The following is a 22,801-nucleotide window of genomic DNA, read 5'->3' on the forward strand; positions in this document are numbered from 1 at the left end:
GGGCGGGACAGGCCGGGCCGGGCAGGCCGGGCGGGACAGGGCGGGCTGGACAGGCCGGGCGGGACAGGCCGGGCTGGACAGGCCGGGCGGGACAGGCGGGCGGGACAGGTCGGCAGCTGAGGGGAGGGGTCGAGGTGCGGGGCTCAGGGCAGGAAGTCGGTGCGGCGCAGGCGGGCGGTGCGGCGGCGGTACTCGGCGGCCATGCCGGGCCAGTTCGTGACCACTCGGCCGGACGCGGTGCGGTACCAGCTCTGGCACGACGTCCAGACGCTTCCCGCGAGGCGGGTCTGCAGCTCCTCGTCGTAGGTGGCGGCGACGTCCGGACGTACCTCAAGAAAGGTTTGATGATGATCGATGTGATTGACGGCCTGGGCGATCCAGCGGGCCTGGGCCTCGTGGAAGTAGACCACCGAGGTGTTCCCGGTGTTCGTGTTCGGGCCGTAGACCAGGAACATGTTCGGGAAACCGGGCACCGCCATGCCGAGGTAGGCGTGCGCCCCGTCCCGCCACACCTCGTCCAGGTCCGCGCCGTCGCGGCCGGTGATCCGGATCGGGACCAGGAACTCGGTCGCGGCGAAGCCGGTGCCGTAGATCAGCACGTCGGCCGGGTGTTCCACGCCGTCGGCGGTCCGCACGCCGCCGGGCGTCACCGCGATGATCTTTTCGGTGATCAGGTCGACGTCCGGGCGGGCCAGCGTGGGCAGCCAGTCGTTGGTGAACAGCACCCGCTTGCAGCCCATCGGCTCGTCCGGCGTGACCTTGCGGCGCAGTTCCGGGTCGCGCACCTGCCAGCGGCGCTGCGCCGCGGAGAGGCCGTGCAGCAGCGCGCCGGCGATCTTGTGGCCGGTCAGCGCACGGCCGGTGACCACGGTCATCAGCCAGGTGCCCGCCCGGGCCGGGCCCATCAGCGCCGGCAGCGACCGATAGAGCCCGCGCCGGATCCGGCCGTAACGACGGTTCGGCTTGGGCAGCGTCCACGGCGCGGTCCGCTGGAAGACGGTGACCTTCGCGGCCTGGCCGGCGATCACCGGGACCAGCTGGATCACGCTCGCGCCGGTGCCGACCACGGCGACCCGCTTGCCCTCGATGGCGACCCCCGGGTCCCACCGAGCGGTGTGCATGGCCGGCCCGGCGAAACTGCCGCTCAGCTGCGGCATCGCCGGCCGGGACAGCTGCCCCACCGCCGGGATCAGCACCTCCGCCTCGAAGACCTCACCGGTCGAGGTGGTCACCCGCCACACCCCGTCGCCCCAGGTCGCCCCGGTCACCTCGGTGCCGAGCCGCACCTTCCCGGCGAGGCCGAAATCGGTCACGCAGCGTTCCAGATAGGCCAGGATCTCCGGCTGTGGCGGGAAGCGGCGGCTCCAGGCGGGGTTCTGAGCGTACGAGTACGAGTAGAGCGGCGCCGGGATGTCGCACGCGCACCCGGGATACCGGTTGTCCCGCCACACGCCGCCGATCCGGTCCGCCTTCTCCACCATGGTGATCTCGGTGAAGCCGGCCTTGAGCAGCTCGTTCGCAACCGCCACCCCGCCGAATCCGGCTCCGATGATGAGGATGCGGGTCATCTCCGGATCTCCAGTCGCAGCGCCGCCGGAGCGTTCGCCGGGACCACCGGCTTGAGCGGCTCGACCGGGTTCAGCTCCACATATCCGGTGGCCGGTCGTGGGTCGCTCTCCCCCGCGTTCGGCCAGAGCGCCACCGCCCGCTCCGCCAGCGCGGTGATGGTCAGCGACGGGTTCACCCCGAGGTTGGCGGCCACCGTCGAGCCGTCGATCACGTGCAGCCCCGGATGCCCGAAAAGCCGATGATAGGGATCGACCACCCCACTCGCCGGGTCCGCGCCGATCGCGCACCCGCCGATGAAGTGCCCGGTCACCGGCTTGCCGACCAGCTCGGTGTAGGAGCCGAGCGGCACCCCGTCCACCTTCTCGGCGGTCCGCCGGGCCACGTCGTGCGCGGCCGGCACCCAGTCCGGATTCGGTTCGCCGATGCCGGGCCGGCTGGTCAGCCGCCCCCGCTTGCGGAACACCGTGATCGAGTTGTCCAGCGGCTGCATGGCCAGCAGCACCACGGTCTGCCGCGACCAGTCCCGTGGCGACAGGTAAAGCCGCAGGTCCCGCCCCGCCCTGGCCAGTTGTTTGAGGGCCGCCCACCAGCGGGGCCGCTTCCCGGCGTCGTCGACCATCACGGTGGACAGCAGGGCGAGCAGGTTGCTGCCCGGGCCGTAACGCACCGGCTCGACGTGGGTGACCGGGTCGGGGTGGATCGACGAGGTGATCGCCACGCCGTGGCTGAAGTCGCGGTCCCGGCGGCGGGTGCGGGCGCCCAGGATGGACTCCGAGTTCGTCCGGCTCAGCTCGCCGAGCCGCGGCGAAATGGCCGGCAGGCTGCCCCGGTCGCGCAGCCGGTGCAGCAGCCGCTGGGTGCCGAGCGCACCCGCCGCGAAGACGACCTGCTCCGCGGTGAAGGTGCGCTTCGCCAGTCCACCGGTGCGCCGGCTGGCGATCGCGTATCCGCCGCCCGGCAGCGGTCGCACGTCGCGCACCGTGGTCAGCTCGTGCACCTGCGCGCCGGCCCGTTCGGCCAGGTAGAGATAGTTCTTGACCAGGGTGTTCTTGGCGTTCCCCCGGCAGCCGGTCATGCACGATCCGCACAGCGTGCAGGCCCGGCGCTCCGGGCCCGCCCCACCGAAGAAGGGGTCCGCCGCCACGGCGCCGGGTTCGCTTCCGAAGAAGACTCCGACTGGCGTACGCCGATAGCTGCCCCCGACGCCCAAGTCCTCGGCGACCGCTCGCAGGGCCCGGTCAGACTCCGTCTCGACCAAGTTGACCGTCACCCCGAGCATTCGTTTGGCCTGGTCGTAGTAGGGGGCGAGGGCGGTCTTCCAGTCGGTGATCGCGGCCCACTGCGGGTCGGCGTAAAAGGCGTCCGGCGGCTCGTAAAGCGTGTTCGCGTAACCGAGCGAGCCGCCACCGACCCCGGCGCCCGACATGATCAGCACGTTCTTGAGCAGGGTCAGGCGGAGGATGCCGTAACAGCCGAGGGCCGGGGCGTAAACGTAATCGCGCAGCCGCCAGGACGTCTTGGCGAACTGCTCGTCGGTGAACCGGCGGCCGGCCTCGAGGACGCCGACGCGGTAGCCCTTCTCGGTCAGGCGCAGCGCGGTGACGCTGCCGCCGAACCCGGAGCCGATCACGAGGACGTCGTAGTCGTACGACATCGCCGTAGCATCACGCCCTTATTGGCAACATGTCAACAACGCGTTTCCCGGTCTTGCCCGCACCGCCAATCCACCCGTCCAGCGGTCCCGCCGCGCCCCCACAGACGGCATGGTGCTCGGATGACCCCACACCCGGTCCCCTCCCCACCGGTCACCACGCCACACCTCGCCACCCGCACAACGCCACACTCCCCGGGCTCCGGGACGCCGCACGGCCCGGCCCACACAACGCCACACAGCCGGGCCACGGCGGCCCCACACGGCCCGGCCCACACGACGCCACACGGCGCGGTCCACACGACACCACACGGCCCGGCCACTGCGGCCCCACACGGCCCGGCCACCGCGGCCCCACACGGCCCGGCCACCGCGGCCCCACACGGCCCGGCCCGCACGACGCCACACGGCTCGGTCCACGCGGGACTGGGCGGCTCGATCAGTGCCTCGACCCGCGGGATGGTTCGCTGATGACCGGGCTAGTTCACCACCGGGGTGGGTCCGGGGAGCCGCTTCTGCTGATCCACGGCATCGGCAGCCACTGGCAGGTGTGGAACCCGGTGCTTCTCCTGCTGGAACCGCACCGCGACGTCATCGCCGTCGACCTGCCCGGCTTCGGCGCCTCGCCGCTCTGGCCCGCGCCGCCACCCGGCGTCCGGCCCGGTTCGGTGCCGCACCTGGCCGACCTGGTGTCGTCGTTCCTCGACTCGCTCGATCTCGACGTGGTCGACGTGGCCGGCAGTTCGATGGGCGGCGGCGTCGCCCTGGAGCTGGGGCGTCGTGGCCGGGCCCGCGCGGTGACCGCCTTCTCGCCGGTCGGCTTCTGGCCACCCGGCGGCGCCCGCTGGTGCCGCTTCGTGGTGGGCGCGGCCCGGGCCGGCAGCGCCGCGCTCGACCCGCTGCTCCCCCGCCTGATGTCGTCCCGTGCGGGCCGGGCAGTGCTGTGCGCGCCGTTCTACGCCCACCCCGCCTTGCTGGCCCAGGACGATTGCGTCGCCGCGGCTCGCGCCCTGGCCGGCGCGCCGGGGTTCACCGCCTCGCGCACCGCCTTCCGCCACCTGACACCCTGGTCGCTGCAGGATCCCGGCGCCCTGACCCGCATCCCGGTCACCATCGCGTGGGGCACCCGGGACGCCGTCCTGCCCTACCGCAACCAGGCCCACCGCGCCCGGACCGCCCTGCCGTCCGCCCGCCACGTCCCGCTACCGGGTTGCGGCCACCTGCCGTTCCCCGACGCCCCAGCCCGCTGCGCCGACCTGGTCCTCCACCCCGCCCCGGTCTGACACCAACGCCGCCACACCCACCGCACCAAGCCCCACGCCGACCTCCACCCGACGCCGCATCCGCCAGAACGCGCCGGACCACCACACCACCCGACCACATCGCACTCCGCCCACCTCCACCCGGCGCCACACCCGCCGGAACGCGCCGGACCACCACACCACCCGACCACATCGCACCCCGCCCACCTCCACCCGACGCCACACCCGCCGGGCCCGATCCCAGCCCGAGCGCCTTCACCCCACCGCAATGCCGCCTCCAGCAGGCCGCATTCCGTCGGCACGAACTCGGCTGGCCACGTCCAGCTGCGCCAGCCAAGGCACCACCTCAGATGACGAGAGGGCAAAGGGCGAACAGGCGGGGAGGACCGAGGGGGACAGCGAGGTCCGCTCCACCGAACAGCGCGAGAGCCGGGGACGCGAGACCAGAGGTCTTCACTGCCAGAGGACGGCTACGAAGCGGGCGTCGACCGGATCGCCCGACGGTGCGCGGCAGCTGACGCGTACCTCAATTGCCTGATCTTGTGGGGTTGTCACGCAGGTGGCGGCCGTGTCGTAGCCGGTGATCTGGACGACCCCGACCCCCGCCGGCAGTCCGGGAAAGCTCACCCGATACTCCCCCGGCCCCGACCGCGTCACCGCATTCGCCCGCCCGGCGCCGTTGAACTGCGTGTCCCCGGTGGGCGTGTACTCCGGCTCTGCCGGATGATCCGCCCGCAGGTACCCCGCCGCACCGTGCCGCACCCCGCTGACCACGGCGAACTGCGAGTCCACCGCCTGCCCCGCCGAGTCCCGGCAGTGCACCCGGACGGCCAGTTCCGACCCGTCCAACGGCCCCGGCAGCCCCGGCGGCCCCACGTCACAGACCGCCGCGGCCGAGCCGACCGCCGTGACCGTCACCGCCCCACCGGACGGCTGCTGACCGAAAGAGACCAGATAAGAGCCGATGTCCTCCCGGTCCACCGAGTTCGTCCCGCCGGCCGAGTTGTAGCTGTACTCGTCGTCCAGCCCCGGATCGCCGAACCGCAGGTACGCCGCCGTCCGCTCATCGTCCCGCGGATGCCAGAACCGGGCCGCGAACCCGCTGTCCGCCGCCCGCCCGGCCCGGTCGAAGCAGGCCACCCGCACCAGCTCGTCGTCGCCGTCCGGTTGCCAGTCCGGCAGCGTGCAGATCCGGTCGTCCGCGGAGTACGGCGTCACCTCGGCCACCCCGCCCTCGGCCCCCAGGTCCTCGAAGCTGACCAGATAGACCCCGGTCCCGGTGCGCTCGACGGCGTTCTCCCCACCCGCCGAGTTGCACTGGCGACCGGGTCGATAACGGTCCTCCGCGGGCCGATCGGCCAGCACGTAGCCGGACCCCGCGCAGGACGGCAACGGCGCCGGTTCCGGCTTGCGCGCCCAGGTCACCGCCATGATCAGGATCGGCAGCACGCCGCCGACCAGGGCCACCAGCGCGACCAGGGCACTGATCCGCGGCTCGGAGGGCGCCGCCCGCGAGCCCGGCGAGATCCAGTCCCCGACCGTGGTCATCGCCCGCGAACCGAACCGGTCCAGGCGCTCCCGCCAGTCCGCGGTCCGGACCGGCGTCATCGGCACCGCACGACCCCGCAGGTCACGTCACCCGTGGATCCGTTCTCCGGTCGCGCCGCCGCCCCTTCCGCGGGCGTGGCCGGCGCGGCTCCCGGATCGGACGAACCCGGCGATGCCGGCTCGGTGACCGGCGCCGGATCGTGCGGCTTCTTCGTCTTCTTCACCCGCTTGGCCGGTTTGTCCGGTGCAGCCGGCTTGGCGGGCGAAGCCGGTTTGGCCGGTCTGGCCGACGGTTCCGAGCGGACATCTCCGGCCGAGGTGGTCGCCCGCGCCGTCGGCACCGGTGGAGCCGGTCGATCCGGCATGACCCGCCGGGTCGAGGTGTCCGATCGGTCCTCCCGCGGCTCGGGCCACTGCCGCTCCCGACCGTCGCCCGCAGCACCCGGGGCCGGCGCCGGATCCCCGGGCAGCACCGTCCGGGCCGGCATCTCCGGAGCCAGCACGTCCCTCGACGGTGCCGCCGACGCCGCCGCCCCGGCCTGCCAGGACGCCCCCGGAGGCAGACTCTCGGAGACCGGCGTGAGCGTTCCGGGCCGGTCCGCCGCGGACCCGTCGCAGCCGGCCAGTGGCACCACGCCCAGCACCACCGCCAGCAGAAGCCGACGTCCTCGCCTCACCGAACCTCCACCACGACGCCCGTCTGTTGCTCAAACGACCCACCGCGGGAACGGTGATGCGGCCGGTCGCGGTCCGCTGCCACACTTTCCGGTACGCCGACCGGATGACCGGCACGCCGACCGGATGACCGGTGCGCCGACTGGATGAGGAGCCCCGCCCGATGGACCTGCACGACGCCGCGAAACTGCTCGGACAGGCCCGCCACGTGGTCGTCTTCACCGGAGCCGGGATCTCGGCGGAGAGCGGCGTGCCCACCTTCCGGGACGCCCTGACCGGACTCTGGTCCCGGTTCGACGCCCAGGCGCTGGCCACCCCGCAGGCCTTCGAGGAGGACCCGGCCCTGGTCTGGGGCTGGTACGAGTGGCGCCGCCAGCTCGCCCAGCGGGTCCGCCCCAATCACGGCCATCTCGCCGTCGCCCGGATGGCCGCGCACGCCCCGGAGCTCACCGTGCTCACCCAGAACGTCGACGACCTGCACGAACGCGCCGGCTCCAGCTCGGTGACCCACCTGCACGGCAGCCTGTTCGCCCCACGCTGCGCCACCTGCACCCGCGCGGCGGAGCTGCCGGACAGCGCCGAGGAGCAGCCGGACGACGGCCGCCGGGTGCCGCCCCCGCACTGCCGGTACTGCGACGGCCTGATCCGCCCGGGTGTCGTCTGGTTCGGCGAGGCGCTGCCGCAGGAGGCTCTGGAGGCCGCCGCGGTCGCCGCGTCCACCTGCGACGTGCTGCTCACCGTCGGCACGTCCGGCCTGGTCTACCCGGCCGCCGAGATCCCCCGCCTGGCCGCCCGGTACGGCGCCGCGGTGATCCAGGTGAACCCGCAGCCCACCCCGCTCGACCCGGTGGCCCGGGTGAACCTGCACGGCACCGCCGCCGAGGTGCTCCCGGCCCTGGTCAGCGCGGCGTGGTCAGACGCTGGGTGAGGGGCAGCGAGCGCACCGGCCCCGTCCGCACCCGGCGTACGAGATCCGCCGCCCCTCGAAGATCAGCGCGGTGCGCCGGGCGACATCGCCGCCCGGCGCGCCGGCCAGGAGCCCAGCCCTGCGTTGTGCGTGGACGGTCCTCAGGCGTACTGGCGGTAGACGGTCCGGGCGACGCAGGCCGGCTTGTCCTCGCCGTCGATCTGCACGGTGAAGTCGAACGTGCTCTGCGTCCCGCCGGGCACGTCCTCGACGCTGACCACGGTGGCCGCCAGCCGGATCTTCGAGCCCACTTTCACCGGGCTCGGGAACCGCACCTTCTCCAGCCCGTAGTTCACCCCCATCCGCACCCCCTCAACCTTGAGCAGGTTCTGGAAGAGCGGAATGACCAGGGACAACGTCAGGTAGCCGTGAGCGATCGGGGCGCCGAACGGCCCCGCCTCGGCCCGCTCCGGGTCGACGTGGATCCACTGGTGGTCGTCGGTCGCGTCGGCGAACGTGTTCACCCGCTCCTGGGTGATCTCCAGCCATTCGCTGACGCCGAGATCCTTGCCGACGAGCGCCTTGAGTTCGTCCAGGCCGTTCACGATCGTGGTCATTGCGGTTTCTCCTTAGAGGCCGGGTAAGCGACAGGATCCGGGTCGGCGACGGAAGCTGAGTTCGGGTTCCAGCGGACTTCTCAACCTCTCACGAGGGCTGGACTTGGGGAAAGTGGCGGTGCGCGGTCGGGCCCGGCGGCCCTCGACCCGCGCACTGGTCCGACCGCCGGACTCACCGCCACCCAGACAGTGAGTTTCGCCAGTGCCTGATCACCGCCTGGCCCTCCCTGACCTGACCCGCCCTCCGGACCGCGGCCCTGCCAAGATCCGTTGTGGTGCCGCCTCTCCTCTGGCTGCGGCCGCGCGCACCTCGGCAACCCGGTTCTCTCCGCACCGGTCCGTCCCGGCCGATAGGACCGGCATGCAGACCCGCGGCGCCCGCCACCTGTGGTGGATCTACCTGCTGGTCACCTCGGCGCTCGCGGCGATCTACCTGACCGTCCCGTTCAACGCCGGCACCCGGTGGATCTACGTGCTGGTGAACAGCACCGCGCCGGTCGCGGTCTGGCTGGGGCTGCGGCGGCACTCCCCGCAGCGCCGCACCGGCTGGCTGATGATCGGGGCCGGGCTGCTGTTCTCCGCGGCCGGCGACATCGTCTTCGCGACGCACACCGCGCTCGGCGGTGATCCGCCGTTCCCGTCCGGCGCGGACGTCCTCTACCTGGCCGGGCACCTGACCATCGCGGCCGGCGCCGCGGTGCTCGCCGCCCGGGCCGGCCGGACCGCGTTCGTCGACTCCGCGGTGATCCTCGCGCCGCTGGCCGGTATCGCCTGGATCCTGGTGGTGCAGCCGGCGATGACCGTGGGCGGCAGCCTGCCGGCCCGGTTCTTCGCGGTGGCGGCGCCGGTCAACACGCTGCTGGTGGTCTACTGCGCGCTGGCCCTCGCGCTCGGCGTCGAACTGCGCACGCCCGGGGTCCGCTGGCTGCTGACCGGCCTGCTCGCCTGGTTCGTCTCGGACGCGCTCTACACGCACGTGGGACTGACCGGGACGTACACCGAAGGCAGTTTGATCGATCTGGGCTGGATGGCCATGCCGATCCTGCTCGGCACGGCCGGCCTGCACCCGTCGATGGTGGCCACCACGCCACGGCGGTCCGCGCTGAACGTGCTGACCCTGCGCCGCGCCATGATCCTGCTCGGCGCCGCGCTGATCCTGCCCACCCTGCACCTGTTCTGGGACCCGGACCCGGACATCGCGCTGATCGTCGGGGCGGCGCTGTCGATGGGGCTGGTCGCGTTCCGGCTGACCGGTCCGATCCACGAGTTGGCCTGGCGGGCCGGGCACGACCCGCTGACCCGGCTGGTCAACCGCAGCCTGCTGATGGACCGGCTGGCGCTGGCGCTGAGCGCGCTGCCGGCCGACCGGTCGGCCCGGGTCGGCCTGCTCTTCTGCGACCTGGACCACTTCAAGGACGTCAACGACAGCCTCGGCCACGACGCCGGCGACCGGGTGCTGGTCGAGATCAGCACCCGGCTGCGGGCCGCGGTCGGGGACGGTGACGTGGTCTGCCGGCTCGGCGGCGACGAGTTCGTCATCCTGATGCCGGAGACCACCGACGAGCGGGCGGCGGCGATCGCCGAGCGGGTCGGCGAGAACCTGGGCCGGCCGATCCGGCTCGCCGACGGCACCGAGTTCTTCGCCTCGCTGTCGATCGGGCTGCGGACCACCGGCGACCCGGACGCCGACCCGGACACCCTGATGCAGGACGCGGACACCGCGATGTACCAGGCCAAGGCGGCCGGCCGGGGCCGGGTGGTGCGGTTCGACGCGGAGATCCGCTCGGAGGCGGCGCAGCGGTTGCGCTTGGACGCCGACCTGCGCCACGCGCTCACCCACCCGGGCGAGCTGTTCTGCCTCTACCAGCCGGTGTTCCGGGTCGGCGACGGCCGGTTGAGCTCGGTGGAGGCCCTGGTCCGGTGGCAGCACCCGGCCGACGGGGTGCTGCCACCGGCCCTGTTCGTGCCGATCGCCGAGGCGGCCGGCACCATCGCCCAGGTGTTCGCGCTGGTGCTCGAACAGACCCTGGCCGAGCAGCGCGGCTGGTACAACCGGACCGGCCGGTGGATCCCCGTCGCGGTCAACCTGTCCCCCCGACAGCTCGACGCGTCCACGGCCGACCTGGTGCTCACCACGCTGCGCCGGACCGGCACCCCACCGGACATGCTCACCCTGGAGCTGACCGAGACCGGGATGGCCGAGCCGGCCACGGTCGCGGCGGCGCTCGGACCGCTGCGCCGGGCCGGCGTCCGGATCGCGGTCGACGACTTCGGTACCGGCTACTCGTCGATGGCCCGGGTCGCCGACCACGGCTGGGACGTCGTGAAGATCGACCGGGCCTTCGTCGCCGGCATCCACCGCGACACCTCGCGCGCCGCGCTGGCCGACGCGATGGTGAAGATGGCGCACGCCCTCGGCATGCAGACCGTCGCCGAGGGCGTCGACAACGCCGCCGACCTGCAGATACTCGCCCGCCTGGGCTGCGAGTACGCCCAGGGATACCTGCTGTCCCACCCGGTCGACGCGGTCGGCATCCTGGAGCTGGCCGACACCGAGCCCCGGGTGTCGGTGGAGCTGGCGTCAGGCCCCGGCCGCGTCGAGCCGGGCGAGCTGGCCGGCGTCCAGCTTGACGTCGAGGGCCGGGAGCAGGTCGTCTAGCTGCTCCGGGGTCTTCGGGCCGATCAGCGGGATCACCGAGGGCCCGGTCCGCTGCAGCAGCCAGGCCAGCACGGTCCGGTTCGGGGTGGCGCCCACCTCGGCGGCCACCTCCTGGAGCACGGCCAGCCGGGCGTCCACGTCCGGGCCCGCGTAGTTCTCCATCATCCAGTGGCCGGACCGCTTGGCCGGGTCGTCGTAGATCCCCTTGAGGATCGGCGAGTAGGCCACCAGCTGCAGGTCCCGGTGCCGGTCGAGGTACTCCCACTGCTCCGGCCCGACGATCGAGGCGGACGCGTTGCCGGCCTTCGGGCGCAGGTAGGAGTGCTGCTGCTGGAGCGCCACCGGGGCGGCCCAGCCGTGCCGGTCGCACAGCTGCCGGATCGCCTCCAGCCGCCAGGTGCGCACGTTGGACCAGCCGAGATAGCGCACCTTGCCCGCGGTGACCAGCCCGTTCAGCGCCTCCAGGGTTTCCTCCAGCGGGGTCGCCAGGTCGTCCACGTGCACGTAGTAGAGGTCGACGTGGTCGGTGCCGAGCCGCTTCAGGCTGCCGTCCAGCGCGTGCCGCAGGGTGTCCGCCCCGGCGCCGGCGAAGGTGCGCCGGGCCAGCTCCCAGTTCGCCGTCCCGTCCGCATTCCACAGCTCGTCCGAGTAGGCCGGCACGGCGCTGCCCTTGGTCGCCAGGAAGACCCGGTCCCGGCGGTTCTTGAGCCAGCGGCCGAGCAGCTCCTCGCTCTCGCCGCCGCGGCTGCCCCGGTGCGCCCACCACTCGTAGCAGTCGGCGGTGTCCAGGAACGAGCCGCCGGCCTCGGTGTAGCGGTCCAGCATCCGGATCGAGTCCGCCTCGCTGGTGGCGCCGCCCATCTGCATGGCGCCGAGGGCGAGCTTGCTGACCTGCGTTCCGGTGCGTCCCAGTTCCGTCATCTCCATGGCCATGACGCTAGGAGCTGGAGCGCACTCCAGGTCAACACGTGACGCCCGACACTTTCGATACGAGAGCGTTCCGTTTTCTTATCGGGCAGGACTAGCGTGCTCATTGAGATACGAGACAGTTCCGTTTCGAAACCGGGGGGAAACACCGGATGAACGCGCAAGTGCACCAACCCCAGGCCGGGCATCCCCGACGCTGGGCCATCCTCGGCGTGCTGGTCATCAGCCTGCTGGTGGTGGTGCTCGACAACACCGTGCTGAACGTGGCCCTGCGGATCATCTCCGACCCGCAGCGCGGCCTCGGCGCCACGCAGAGCGAGCTCGAGTGGGCCATCAACTCCTACACGCTGGTCTTCGCCGGCCTGCTGTTCACCGCCGGCATCCTGGCCGACCGGCTGGGCCGCCGGATCACCCTGACCGTGGGCCTGGTGCTGTTCGGCATCGCCTCACTGATCTCGGCGTACGCCGGATCGCCCGACCAGCTGATCGCCGCCCGCGCGGTGATGGGCCTGGGCGCCGCCGCCGTCATGCCGGCCACCCTGTCGATCATCGCGAACGTCTTCGAGCCGAAGGAGCGCGGCCGCGCCATCGGCGTCTGGGCCGGCGCGGTCGGTCTCGCCGTCGCCCTCGGCCCGATCCTCGGCGGCTTCCTGCTGGAGCACTTCTGGTGGGGCTCGGTCTTCCTGATCAACGTGCCGATCGTGATCGTCGGCGTGGTCCTGGTCGCCGTCCTGGTGCCGGAGTCGCGCGACCCGAAGCCGGGCCGGATCGACGTGCTCGGCGTGCTCCTCTCCATCGTCGGCCTGACCCTGCTCACCTACGGCGTGATCAAGGGCGGCGAGGACGGCTTCGCCGACACCCTGGCCTGGGCCCCGCTCGCCTCCGGCATCCTGGTGCTGGCCGGCTTCGTGCTCTACCAGAGCCGCATCGAGTTCCCGTCGCTGGACGTCAAGCTGTTCCGCAACCGGCAGTTCTCCGCCTCCACTTCCATGATCGGCCTGGTCTTCTTCGCGGCCATGGGCGCGATGTTCTTCGGCGCGTTCTACCTGCAGCTGGTCCGTGGTTACGGCCCGCTCGCCTCCGGCGCGCTGTTCGTGCCGTTCGCGGTCGGCCAGATGGTCTTCGCCCCGATCAGCTCGACCATGGTGAAGCGGTTCGGCCCGAAGCTGGTCAGCACGGTGGGCCTGCTGCTGGTCGCGCTCGGCCTGGCGGCCTGGCTGCCGATCGGCGCGGACACCCCGATCGCGGTGGTCGCGCTGGCCTTCTTCGTCCAGGGCGTCGGCATGGCCAACGTGATGCCGCCGGCCACCGAGTCGATCATGTCGGCGCTCCCCCGGGAGAAGGCCGGCGTCGGCTCCGCGGTCAGCAACACCATCCGCCAGCTCGGCGGCGCCCTCGGCGTCGCGGTGCTGGGCGCGGTCCTCTCCTCGGTCTACCGGGACAACCTCGGCGCGGCCACCGACGGCCTGCCCGCCCCGGCCGCCGAGGCGGCCCGCGAGTCGATCTCCGGGGCGTACGCGGTGGCCGCCCAGGCCGGCCCGGCCGGTCCCGGCCTGATCCAGGGCGCCAACGAGGCGTTCGTCACCGCGATGCACTGGGCGACCGCCGGTGGCCTGGTCTTCGCGCTGCTCGGCGCGCTGGTCGCGGCGCTCTTCCTGCCCGGCAAGCGACCGGCCGGCCAGCACACCCCGGTGCTCGCCGAGGAGCAGGGCGTGGCCCTGGTCGAGGCATGACCCGCGGGTAACAATGAACACCATGACCAGCACCACCACGACCGGCCAGGAGCGTAAGGCTCCTGGCCGGCCCCGCAACGCCCAGGCCGACGAGGCGATCCTCGACGCGGTGCTCACGCTGATGGCCGAGGGCCAGAGCGCGGCGGCCGTCTCGATCGAGTCGGTCGCGGCCAAGGCGGGCGTCGGCAAGGCCACCATCTACCGCCGCTGGCCGAACAAAGAGGCGCTGCTGATCGACGCGGTGCGGAGCATGAAGGGGCCGATCCCGGAGCTGGCCGGTGTCTCGGCCCGGGCCGACCTGATCGCCATGGTCACCGCGAACCGGTCGTCCCGGGTCCAGGAGTTCGGCAAGGTGACCGCCTGCCTGCTGCCCGAGCTGATGAAGGACGAGCAGCTCCGGCAGATGCACCACGCGGTGATGGAGCCCCGCCGCGAGGTGATGCGGGAGATCCTGCGGCGCGGCATCGCCAGCGGCGAGCTGCGCGCCGACCTGAACATCGAGCTGACCCTGCTGATGCTCTCCGGCCCGTCGATGGCCCAGGGCCTGTTCGGCACCGAGACCGGCGTCCCGCTGGAGGAGTTCCCGGTCGTGCTGGTCGACGCCCTGCTACGCGGCGCCGCCGCCTAGCCCCGCCGCTCGACGGCCCGACCCGTCGAGCGGCCATCGTTCGCTTTCCACGCACCACCCCCTTGTCGCGCGTAACCTTACGCACGTACAGTTGTCGCATGCCATCTAGCGCCTCGGGAAGTACACGGGTAACGGAGGAACCGCGTTGAGGAGCAAGGGTATGAGATTCAACCTGGCAGAAACCGAAACTGGCCGTGAGATCGCCCAGGAGAATCAGGAACTGGGACGCGAACTGGGGCTGATCCGTTCGATGGAGCTCTTTCTCCAGACCCGCTTCGGCGACTTCCCCGACCAGTACGACCTGGCACGGAAGCTCGTGACCGAGGACCACGCGGCGAACGTGGCGCGGATCCTGGATGGCGCCTCGTTGGAAGAACTGCGGCGGTCCCGATGACTGAGCAGGTCAGCACATAGCGGCTACCGGCGCGCGGTCCGCGCGGCGCGCAGCACGCGCGGGCGGGCGTTCGGGGCTCGGTCGGCGGCGGGCGCCTCGATCGCGCCGGTCCGTCCGGGACGGGCTGCCGCGGCGCGTTCCAGCGCGGTTCGCAGCCGGGCCTCCTCGCCCGCCCGGTCGCGGTACCACGCGAGCGCCCACGCCCGGTGCAGCCGCCAGCCCAGGTCGGTCAGCACCTGGTCGGTGAGCCGGTCCCGGTCCCGGGCCGCCGGGCAGTCCCGGTATCCCGGCCCGTCGCACCGGATCCCGAGCAGGTAATCGCCGTCCGGGTCGTCCGGGTGCCGGATCGCGATGTCCACCCGGCCACCGGCGGTGCCCAGTCCGGTCCGGGCCGGATAGCCCCAGGACCGGACCGTCTCCAGGACCGAGTCGACGAACTCGCCGGTCCCGTCGGCCAGGTCGGACCGGGTGTCGCCGGCGCCGTGCTCGACGTAGTCCAGGTAGGCGGCGAGCTGCCGGACCCCCTCGTTCTCCGATTCCGGCACGTCCCGGGACAGGATCGAGGTGACCAGCTCCACCCGGTGCCGGGCGCGGGTGATCGCCACGTTCAGCCGGCGCCAGCCGTTCGGCCGGTTCAGCGCCCCGAAGTTCGCGCTGATCTTCCCGGACTCGTCGTAGCCGTACCCGATCGAGAAGATCATCACGTCCCGCTCGTCGCCCTGCACCGACTCCAGGCTCTTCACGAAGAAGCCGTGCAGCCGGTCGTCGGCGACCGCGCGTTCCAGGGCCGGATGCCCGGCCGCGACCTTCTCCAGGGCCCGCTCGATCGCCTCGGCCTGGGCCACCGAGAAGGTGACCACGCCCAGCGTGCGGTCCGGCCGGGTGGTGAAGTGATGCACGATCCGCTCGGCGACCCGTTCCGCCTCGACCGGGTTGTCCCGGCTGGTGGCCCGCCGGTAGACGCCGGCCACCGGGAACAGCTCGACGCCGGTGTCCGGCCCGCCGCTGCCCGGGGCCGGGAAGGTGCTCAGCCGGCCCTGGTAGAACGCGTCGTTGGCGAACGCCACCAGCGCCTGGTGCCGGCTGCGGTAGTGCCAGGTCAAACCCATCCCGGGGAACGCGCCGCAGGCCTTGGCCAGCTCCAGCACCGACTGGTAGTCGAGCACCTCGGTGTCCGGCACGGTGGTGAACGCCCGGTCGAAGAACGAGGTCGGCGGCAGCTGCCGGTCGTCGCCCGCGGTGATCAGGGACCGGCCGCGATAGATGCAGTTGATCGCGTCGGCCGGGGTGATCTGGGACGCCTCGTCGAAGATCACCACGTCGAAGCCGATGTCCGGGGGCAGCGACTGGCTCACGGTCAGCGGCGAGGCCAGCACGCAGGGCCGCAGGGCGAGCACCACATCCCGGGTACGGGCGATCAGGTCGCGTACCGGAGACTGGCGGTCCGCCTTCATCGCCTCCCGGCGCAGCAGGCCGGCGCCGGCGCTGTCGGCCGCCGGCCGGCGCGCCTCGATGGCGGTGACGATCTCCCGGGCCGCGACCGCGGCGAGCCGCTCGTCGGCCTGGCGGAACTCGGCGAGCAGCCGGTCCCGGTCCTCGGCCCGCCAGGGCAGCAGCCGGTCGTCGGCCCGGACCACCGCGTCCACCCAGCCGTGCAGCAGTGCACGTTCCAGCGCCGCCGGCACGTCGGCGCTGTCCAGGTGCTGGTCGGCGCAGTACTCGACGGCCGCGTCCAGGCCGTGGAAGGTGAGCACGTCGCGGGCGTCCAGGCAGGCGAACCACTCCTCCTGCCCGCTGCTGTCGTCCCGGATGTCGCGCAGGAAGGCCGCCGCCCGCTGGTAGTCGGCGAAACGGTCGCGCAGCTCGGCCTGCCGGGCCGGGCCGAAGCCGGCGAGCACCGCCCGGCTGGCCTCGGCCCACTCCTGGGCCCGCTCGGCCAGCCCGGTGATCGGGCGCAGGTCGCGCAGCGCGCCGGCCTGGGCCTCGGTGAGCGGGCCGCCGGCGAACTCGCGGGCGGCGGCCGCCCAGTCGACGCTCGCGCGGAGCGCGGCCGGGTCGGCGTCCGGCAGGTCCGCGGCCGGCCCGCCGAGCGCCGCCTCGGCCCGGGCGGCCGCCGCGCGCAGCTCGGCCAGCCGGACCGCCTCGGCGTAGTCCAGGGTCCGCCCGGTCGCGGCGTCGAACGCGCGCACCGTGTCGGCGGCCGCGTGCAGTGCCGTGACGTGCGCCTGCAGCCAGGCGATCGCGTCGTCGATCGGGCCGGCCACCAGTTCCGGGCGGGCCGCCGGGTAGGGCGCCGGGCGCAGCGTGGCCTGCCAGCGCAGCAGCGCCTCGCGGGCCTCGGTGACCAGGTGGATCGGCTCCGGGTCGGGGGCCGGGGCGCACACGTAGCCGAGCACCGCGTCCAGCCCGGCCTGCGGGGCCGAGGCGAGCGCCGCGGCGGCCACCGCGATCGCCTCGTCCAGCGCCGCGAAGTCGGTGCCCCGGCCCCGCCAGTACCGGCCGAGCGCGGTGGCGTACCGGTGCTCGGCCGCGGCCAGTTCCTGCAGCGCCCGTTTCCAGGCGACCGCGGTGCCGAGCCGGTCGATCGCGTCGCCGAGGTGCGCGGTCGGCAGCACGAACCCGGCCACCTGCCGCTTGTCCCGCCGGTACGCCGCCCGCAGCTTCCCGAACCCACGGTGCACCGTGGCGAACCGCTCGGCCAGCTCCTCCACCGGCTGGCTCAGCAGCCCCTCGGAGAAGTACGGCCGGGCCTGGATCTCCGCCCCGACCAGCACCTCCAGGGCCCGGCGCAGCGCACTGGCGCCGGCCTGCACCCCGGCCAGCGCGCCCGGCGAGAACCAGAACCGCTCCGGCTTGTGCGCCTTGACGCCCAGCTCGGCGACCGCGGCCACCCGGGAGATGTCCCGGATCGTGTGCGCCTGCGGCAGCCCCAGCTTGCTGGTCACCCGGTTGACTGCGCGGCGGTGCCGGTCCAGCTCGTCCGCGGCCCGCCCGAATGACCGGGCCAGCTCGTCGGCCTCGGCGGCGGTCAGCGTCTCCAGCGGGACCGGCGCGGTGAGCCCGTCCAGCGACGGCGGCATCGGCAGGTCGGCGGCGGACGGCAGCGCGGTCCACGGCACCCCGGCCCGCTGCCGCACCGCCTCGGCCGCGGCGGCCGCCGCGGCCAGTTCGTCGCTGCGCCGGTCCGCGGCCTGACGGACCGGCTCCAGGTCGGCGGCGGTGAGCCAGTCGTCGGCCACCCCGTCCGGGCGCCGGCCGGCGTGCTCGGCGAGCCGGGCCAGCACCGCCGCGTCGGCCGGCCGGCCCAGGCCGAACGCCCGGGCCGCCGGGTCGGCGATCCGGGCCGCCCGGGCCAGCGCGGCGAGCGCCTTCTCGGCCCGGCTCAGCGCCGGGTCGAGCGGCTCCCGGGTGATCACGTCGCGCCAGAGCAGGCCGTCGCCGTCGACCATCGCCCGCCAGGAGCGGGCCAGCTGGTTGGTGGCCTCGCGGACCCGGTGCATCACGTCCGGGGTGAGCGAGCCGGGGGTGATCGCCGGCACCGGGGCGGCCGGGGCCTCGGCGAGCGCGGCGCACCGGCCGATGATCTCGTGCAGGCTGGCGCCGAGCGGACGGCGGGTCTCGTTCATCGCGTACGCGAACGCGGTCAGCCGTTCCCGGCGCTCGCGCAGCGCGCCGCGGTCCACCACCGGTCCCTCGCCGGGCGTCTCCGGCGCCTCGTCGACCGCGGCGGCCAGCAGCGTGGCCACCTCCCGCCGGCCGGCCTGCTGCCCGTGCAGCTCCAGGATGTAGCGGTGCAGCCCGGCCTCGGCGAGCCGGTTGCGGACCACGTCCAGCGCGGCGACCTTCTCCGAGACGAACAGGACCCGCTTGCCGGCGTGCAGCAGGGCACCGATCATGTTGGCCACGGTCTGCGACTTGCCGGTGCCGGGCGGCCCGTCCATCACGAAGCTGTGCCCGGCCAGCGCGGCGGCCACGCAGGCGCGTTGCGAGGAGTCGGCGTCCAGCACCAGCGGCACGTCCTCGGGCGGGGCGAGCCGGTCCACCTCGTCCGGCCGGATCGGGGTGAACCGGAACTGGTCGGTCTGCCGCCGGTGGTCGGTGGTGGCCAGCGCCCGGATCACCGGGTGGGCCAGGATCCGCTCCTCGTTCTCCTGCAGGTCGCGGTAGATCGCCTCCTTGTGGAAGGTGAGGCAGGTCAGGATCACGGTCCGCTCGATGTGCCAGCCGTGCCGGCGGGCCACCGTGTCGGTGAAGTCCGTCCAGAACTTCGACACGTGCAGCTCGGCGCCCGGCTCCAGGGCCGGGACCGCGATGCCGGCCTGCCGCAGCCGCAGCGCGAGCGCCGGGTTGACCACCGGCTCCTCGTCGCGCAGCCGCAGCTCGGGGTGTTCACCCAGCTCGCCGGTGACCAGCTCGGCGGGGAGCAGCAGCAGCGGGCTGGCGTACCCGGCCGGTTCGGTCTCGTCGTCCTCGACCGGCGGCCGCCAGTGCAGCAGGCCGAGCGCCAGGTGCAGCACCGAGACCCCGCGGTCGAGGTACTCCTGCTGGTCGCGGCGCAGCATCCGGCGCAGCACCGGGCCCAGTGAGCGTTCGGTCAGCTCGGTCCGGAACACGTCGTCGGCCGGCCCGCCCGGCCCGGTCAGAGCCCGGGTGGCGCCCTGGGTCAGGGTGGCGACCACCTGGTCCGGCTCGGGCGCGGTGATCTCCACCAGGTCGGCGTTGCCGGCCGTGAAGTTGATCAGGCGGTTGTTGTCGCCGAGATCGATCAGGCTTTCCCGCCAGGCCCGCAGTGCCGCGTGCACGCCGGCCCGGGCCGGCCTCGGCTCGGACCGGTCGTCGTCACTCCGGCGTTCCATGTCCCGATTGCAGCAGCGGAAACGCTTTCGCGCTGGAGAATAGGATTCTTCGCCTTTGTCGGAATCAGCCCGGCGCTGCGTACAGCACCGGCAACGGAGCGGGCAGCACGCACTCCTCGGCCAGCCGGGCGATCACCACCGCGGTGTCCGTCCCGGCCGCGGGCGTCCGCAACTGGGCCGGATCCAGCGGCGGCACCTCGACGTGCGAGATCAGCGGGTGGATCGGCCGGCGGTCGACCTCGCCGGCGCCGAACAGCGTCTCGGCGAGCTTCTCCCCCGGACGCAGGCCGGTGTACTCGATCGCCACCGGCTTGCGGGCCAGCGCGACCATCTGCCGGGCCACCTCGGCGATCCGCACCGGCTCGCCCATGTCCAGCACCAGCGCCTCGCCGTCCTGCCCGATCGCGGCGGCCTGGATCACCAGGTGCACCGCCTCCTGGGTGGTCATGAAGTACCGGGTGACGTCCGGGTCGGTGACGGTGACCGGGCCACCCTCGGCGATCTGCGTGCTGAACGTGGTGAACACCGACCCCCGGCTGCCCAGCACGTTGCCGAACCGGACGCTCAGGAACGTCCCGCGGCGGCGGCGCGCGGTCCAGGCGGTGAGCCGCTCGGTGATCCGCTTCGAGTAGCCGAGCACGCTGATCGGATCGGCCGCCTTGTCGGTGGAGATGTTCACGAACCGCTCCACCGACTCAGCCGCCTCCAGCACGTTCAGCGTGCCCAGCACGTTGGTCTTGACCGCCTCGGCCGGGTGCCGCTGCAGCAGTGCCAGGTGCTTGAGCGCGGCGGCGTGGAAGACCACCTGCGGCCGGCGGGTCCGGAAGATCTCCCGGATCCGGCCGGCGTCGCGCAGGTCGGCCAGGATCACCCCGGGGTCGTCCAGCCGGGCCTGCGGGTCGATGGAGAGCTGCACGGCCAGCAGCGAGGTCTCGTCGCGGTCCAGCATCATCAGCTCGGCCGGCCGGAAGTGGTGGATCTGCCGGCAGAGCTCCGAGCCGATCGAGCCGCCGGCGCCGGTGACCAGCACCCGCTTGCCGGTCAGGTAGCCGCCGATGGTGCTCAGGTCGGTGTCCACCTGGTGCCGGCCGAGCAGGTCGGTGACCTGCACCTCGCGGATGTCGCCGACCTCCACCGAGCTGTCCATCAGCTCGCTGACCGAGGGCACCACCTTGAACGCGGCGCCGGCCGCCAGGGTGCGGTCCCGGATCTCCCGGACCAGCGCGGCGTCCGCGTTGGCGACCGCGAGGATCAGCAGCTCGGCGCCGGTGCGGGCGAGCACCGCGGGGATGTCGTCGCGCCCGCCGAGCACCGGGACGCCGAGGATCCGCAGCCGTCGCTTGCCCGGGTCGTCGTCGATCAGGGCGACCGGCAGGTAGCGGCCCTTCGGGTCGTGCAGCATCGAGGCGACCAGGTGGTCACCGGCGCTGCCGGCGCCGAACAGGATGACCGGGGCGGCGGTGCGCACGTCCGGGCGCAGCCGTCGGGACAGCTGGGTCCGCCGGACGTAGCGGACGCCGAGCATCAGGGTCAGCGCGGCGGCGCCGGCCAGGGCGGGCAGGCCGAGCGGGATCGGGTGCGGGGAGAGCAGCACGACCACCGCGGTCAGCGCGAAGGTGGCCGCGGCGGTGGTGGTGGCGACCGCGCGGAGCTCGTCGAAGCTGGCGAACCGGTACCGGCCGCGGTAGAGCTGCCGGGTGTGGCCGATCGCCGCCTGCAGGACGACGGCGAGGAGCATCGCGACCAGGGCGCCGGCCAGGGCCCGCCGGGTGGGGGCGAAGTCGTACCGGGCGAGGACGGCGGCGAGCAGGCCGGCTCCCCATGCGGCGCCGTCCACGAGCAGCGGAAGCAGGCGTGCGCCCCTCATGCGGGCAGCCTAGCAGCGCAAATACCCCTTAAAGCGGACTTTTTCGATACCGGTGAAGGGCCTTGAACATCGCCATAGGGTGACCTGTAGCCGCGGAACGGGAGGTCGGGGTGGGCCTGCGCGATTACCTCCGGGTCGCCCGAAGGCACTGGTTGTTGCTGCTGATCTCGGTGCTCACCGGGCTGAGCGTGGCCCTGATCGTCAACCTGACCACCACCCCGGTGTACGCGGCCCGGGTCACCTTCGTCTTCTCCACCCCGGTCACCGGGGCCTCCGACCTCTACCCGGCCAGCATGTTCAACACCAGCCGGCTCGCCACCTACACCCGGTTGCTGACCAGCGACGAGGTGGCCACCCCGCTGGCCGGCACGCCGGGCGTCGACCTGGACGTCCAGGAGGTGCGCGACGCGATCTTCGCGGAGACCATCGCCGACACGGTGATGATGCAGGTCAGCGTGGAGGACCGGGACCCGAACCGGGCGCTGCTGCTGCTCACCCGGCTGGCCAAGCGCTTCCAGGCCGCGGTGGAGTCCCTGGAGCAGCCGGCCCCGACCGAGCCGTCCGCGGTGAAGGTCACCGTGGTCTCCGGGCCGGCCCTGGAGGAGGACCCGGTCAAGCCGAACGCGCTGAACAACTTCGCCCTCGGCGCGGTCGTCGGGCTGGTCGCCGGGGCCGCCGGGTCGGTGGGCCGGGAGGTCGCCGACAACACGGTCCGCACCGCCGAGGCCCTGCAGGTGCTCGCGTCGGCGCCGGTGCTGGCCGCGGTGCCGATGGACGTGGGCAGCCCGTTCGTCTCGCCGAGCGCGTCACCGCGTACCGAGGCGCTGCGCGAGATCCGCGTCCAGGTGCAGTGCGCGGCCGCCACCAACTCGGTGAAGACGCTCGCGGTGACCAGCGCGGTGCCCGGCGAGGGCCGGTCGGCCACCGCGTGCGGGCTGGCGCTGCTGTTCGCCGAGGCCGGGCAGCGGGTGCTGATCGTCGACGCCGAGCTGCGCCACCCCCGGCTCGCCGCGCTGCTGGGCCGGGAGGGGTCGGCCGGGCTGAGCACGGTGCTGGACGGCACCGCGGTGCTGGAGCAGGTGCTGCAGCCGTGGGGGGCCGGCCTGTGGCTGCTGGCCAGCGGGCGCACCCCGCCGAACCCGAGCGAGTTGCTCAGTTCGCCGCGGATGACCGAGCTGGTGGACGACGTACGGAAGAGATTCGATGTGGTGATCTTCGATTGCCCGCCGATGCTGCCGGTCACCGACGCGGCGGTGGTCGCCGCCCGGGCGGACGGGACGCTGCTCGTGGTGCGCGCCCGGCGCACCACGTCGGCGCAGGTCACCGCGGCGGTCCGGGCGCTGCACGCGGTGAACGCCACGCTGCTCGGCTGCGTGCTGAACATGGTGGCGCGCTCCGGGCCGGACGCCCTGCCCCGCTACGACACGTACTTCCCGTCGCAGCCCCCGGCCCGCCGGGCCCGCTGGTGGCGGATGTCCCACGAGCCGCTGGGCGTGTCCGCGTGAGTC

Annotated in this window: 14 protein-coding genes; 7 read left to right on the plus strand and 7 right to left on the minus strand. The window is 73.3% G+C overall.

The features are described 5' to 3' along the window. Positions 1–143: 143 nt before the first annotated feature. Both BJY16_RS41160 and BJY16_RS41165 read right to left on the minus strand, forming a co-directional pair. Positions 144–1,568 carry a flavin-containing monooxygenase gene (locus BJY16_RS41160; RefSeq protein ID WP_185044947.1) on the minus strand — a complete coding sequence of 475 codons (1,425 nt, stop codon included), beginning with the start codon at positions 1,566–1,568 and terminating at the stop codon, positions 144–146. Further along, positions 1,565–3,223: a GMC oxidoreductase gene (locus BJY16_RS41165; RefSeq protein ID WP_185044949.1), complete on the minus strand. Its 1,659-nt coding sequence runs from the start codon at positions 3,221–3,223 to the stop codon at positions 1,565–1,567. The genes BJY16_RS41160 and BJY16_RS41165 overlap by 4 nt, the downstream gene beginning before the upstream one ends. A gap of 467 nt (positions 3,224–3,690) precedes the next feature. Here BJY16_RS41165 and BJY16_RS41170 point away from each other — a divergent pair, with 467 nt between their 5' ends. Then, positions 3,691–4,503, plus strand: coding sequence for an alpha/beta fold hydrolase (locus tag BJY16_RS41170; RefSeq protein ID WP_185044951.1), 813 nt, complete (start codon positions 3,691–3,693; stop codon positions 4,501–4,503). 432 nt (positions 4,504–4,935) lie between these two features. Here BJY16_RS41170 and BJY16_RS41175 read toward each other — a convergent pair whose 3' ends face one another. Then, the gene (locus tag BJY16_RS41175) at positions 4,936–6,096 is read right to left on the minus strand and encodes a hypothetical protein (RefSeq protein ID WP_185044953.1); all 1,161 of its coding nucleotides are present in this window, start codon (positions 6,094–6,096) and stop codon (positions 4,936–4,938) included. A gap of 772 nt (positions 6,097–6,868) precedes the next feature. Between BJY16_RS41175 and BJY16_RS41180 the strand changes: the two genes are divergently transcribed. Next, positions 6,869–7,633 (plus strand): SIR2 family NAD-dependent protein deacylase, encoded by a 765-nt coding sequence (locus BJY16_RS41180; RefSeq protein ID WP_185046913.1) that lies wholly within the window; start codon positions 6,869–6,871, stop codon positions 7,631–7,633. Positions 7,634–7,773: 140 nt separating this feature from the next. Here the strand turns inward: BJY16_RS41180 and BJY16_RS41185 are convergent, their stop codons facing one another. After that, positions 7,774–8,229 (minus strand): MaoC family dehydratase, encoded by a 456-nt coding sequence (locus BJY16_RS41185; RefSeq protein WP_185044955.1) that lies wholly within the window; start codon positions 8,227–8,229, stop codon positions 7,774–7,776. Between the two features lie 361 nt (positions 8,230–8,590). On the opposite strand from BJY16_RS41185, the gene BJY16_RS41190 reads away from it, so the two are divergent. Beyond that, positions 8,591–10,888 carry a putative bifunctional diguanylate cyclase/phosphodiesterase gene (locus tag BJY16_RS41190; RefSeq protein WP_185044957.1) on the plus strand — a complete coding sequence of 766 codons (2,298 nt, stop codon included), beginning with the start codon at positions 8,591–8,593 and terminating at the stop codon, positions 10,886–10,888. Here the strand turns inward: BJY16_RS41190 and BJY16_RS41195 are convergent. Then, on the minus strand, positions 10,811–11,815 hold the full coding sequence (locus BJY16_RS41195) for an aldo/keto reductase (RefSeq protein ID WP_185044958.1): 1,005 nt from the start codon (positions 11,813–11,815) through the stop codon (positions 10,811–10,813). The genes BJY16_RS41190 and BJY16_RS41195 overlap by 78 nt on opposite strands. 152 nt (positions 11,816–11,967) lie before the next feature. On the opposite strand from BJY16_RS41195, the gene BJY16_RS41200 reads away from it, so the two are divergent. The 3 genes from BJY16_RS41200 to BJY16_RS41210 all read left to right on the plus strand — a co-directional run bounded on the left by BJY16_RS41200 (position 11,968) and on the right by BJY16_RS41210 (position 14,570). Beyond that, positions 11,968–13,548: an MFS transporter gene (locus BJY16_RS41200; RefSeq protein ID WP_185044960.1), complete on the plus strand. Its 1,581-nt coding sequence runs from the start codon at positions 11,968–11,970 to the stop codon at positions 13,546–13,548. Positions 13,549–13,570: 22 nt separating this feature from the next. Next, a complete protein-coding gene (locus BJY16_RS41205; protein WP_239176625.1) occupies positions 13,571–14,176 on the plus strand; it encodes a TetR/AcrR family transcriptional regulator in 606 nt (201 codons plus the stop codon). A 160-nt stretch (positions 14,177–14,336) separates the two neighbouring features. Continuing rightward, a complete protein-coding gene (locus tag BJY16_RS41210) occupies positions 14,337–14,570 on the plus strand; it encodes a hypothetical protein (protein WP_185044964.1) in 234 nt (77 codons plus the stop codon). Between the two features lie 23 nt (positions 14,571–14,593). Here BJY16_RS41210 and BJY16_RS41215 read toward each other — a convergent pair whose 3' ends face one another. Beyond that, positions 14,594–19,426, minus strand: coding sequence for a PDDEXK-like endonuclease domain-containing protein (locus tag BJY16_RS41215; RefSeq protein ID WP_185044965.1), 4,833 nt, complete (start codon positions 19,424–19,426; stop codon positions 14,594–14,596). Between the two features lie 64 nt (positions 19,427–19,490). Continuing rightward, positions 19,491–21,293: a polysaccharide biosynthesis protein gene (locus tag BJY16_RS41220; RefSeq protein ID WP_185044967.1), complete on the minus strand. Its 1,803-nt coding sequence runs from the start codon at positions 21,291–21,293 to the stop codon at positions 19,491–19,493. Positions 21,294–21,403: 110 nt separating this feature from the next. On the opposite strand from BJY16_RS41220, the gene BJY16_RS41225 reads away from it, so the two are divergent. Then, complete coding sequence (locus BJY16_RS41225; protein WP_185044969.1) at positions 21,404–22,798, plus strand: tyrosine-protein kinase domain-containing protein; 1,395 nt, start codon at positions 21,404–21,406, stop codon at positions 22,796–22,798. The last annotated feature ends 3 nt before the right edge of the window (positions 22,799–22,801 follow it).

The organism is Actinoplanes octamycinicus, assembly GCF_014205225.1.
GTDB lineage: Bacteria > Actinomycetota > Actinomycetes > Mycobacteriales > Micromonosporaceae > Actinoplanes > Actinoplanes octamycinicus.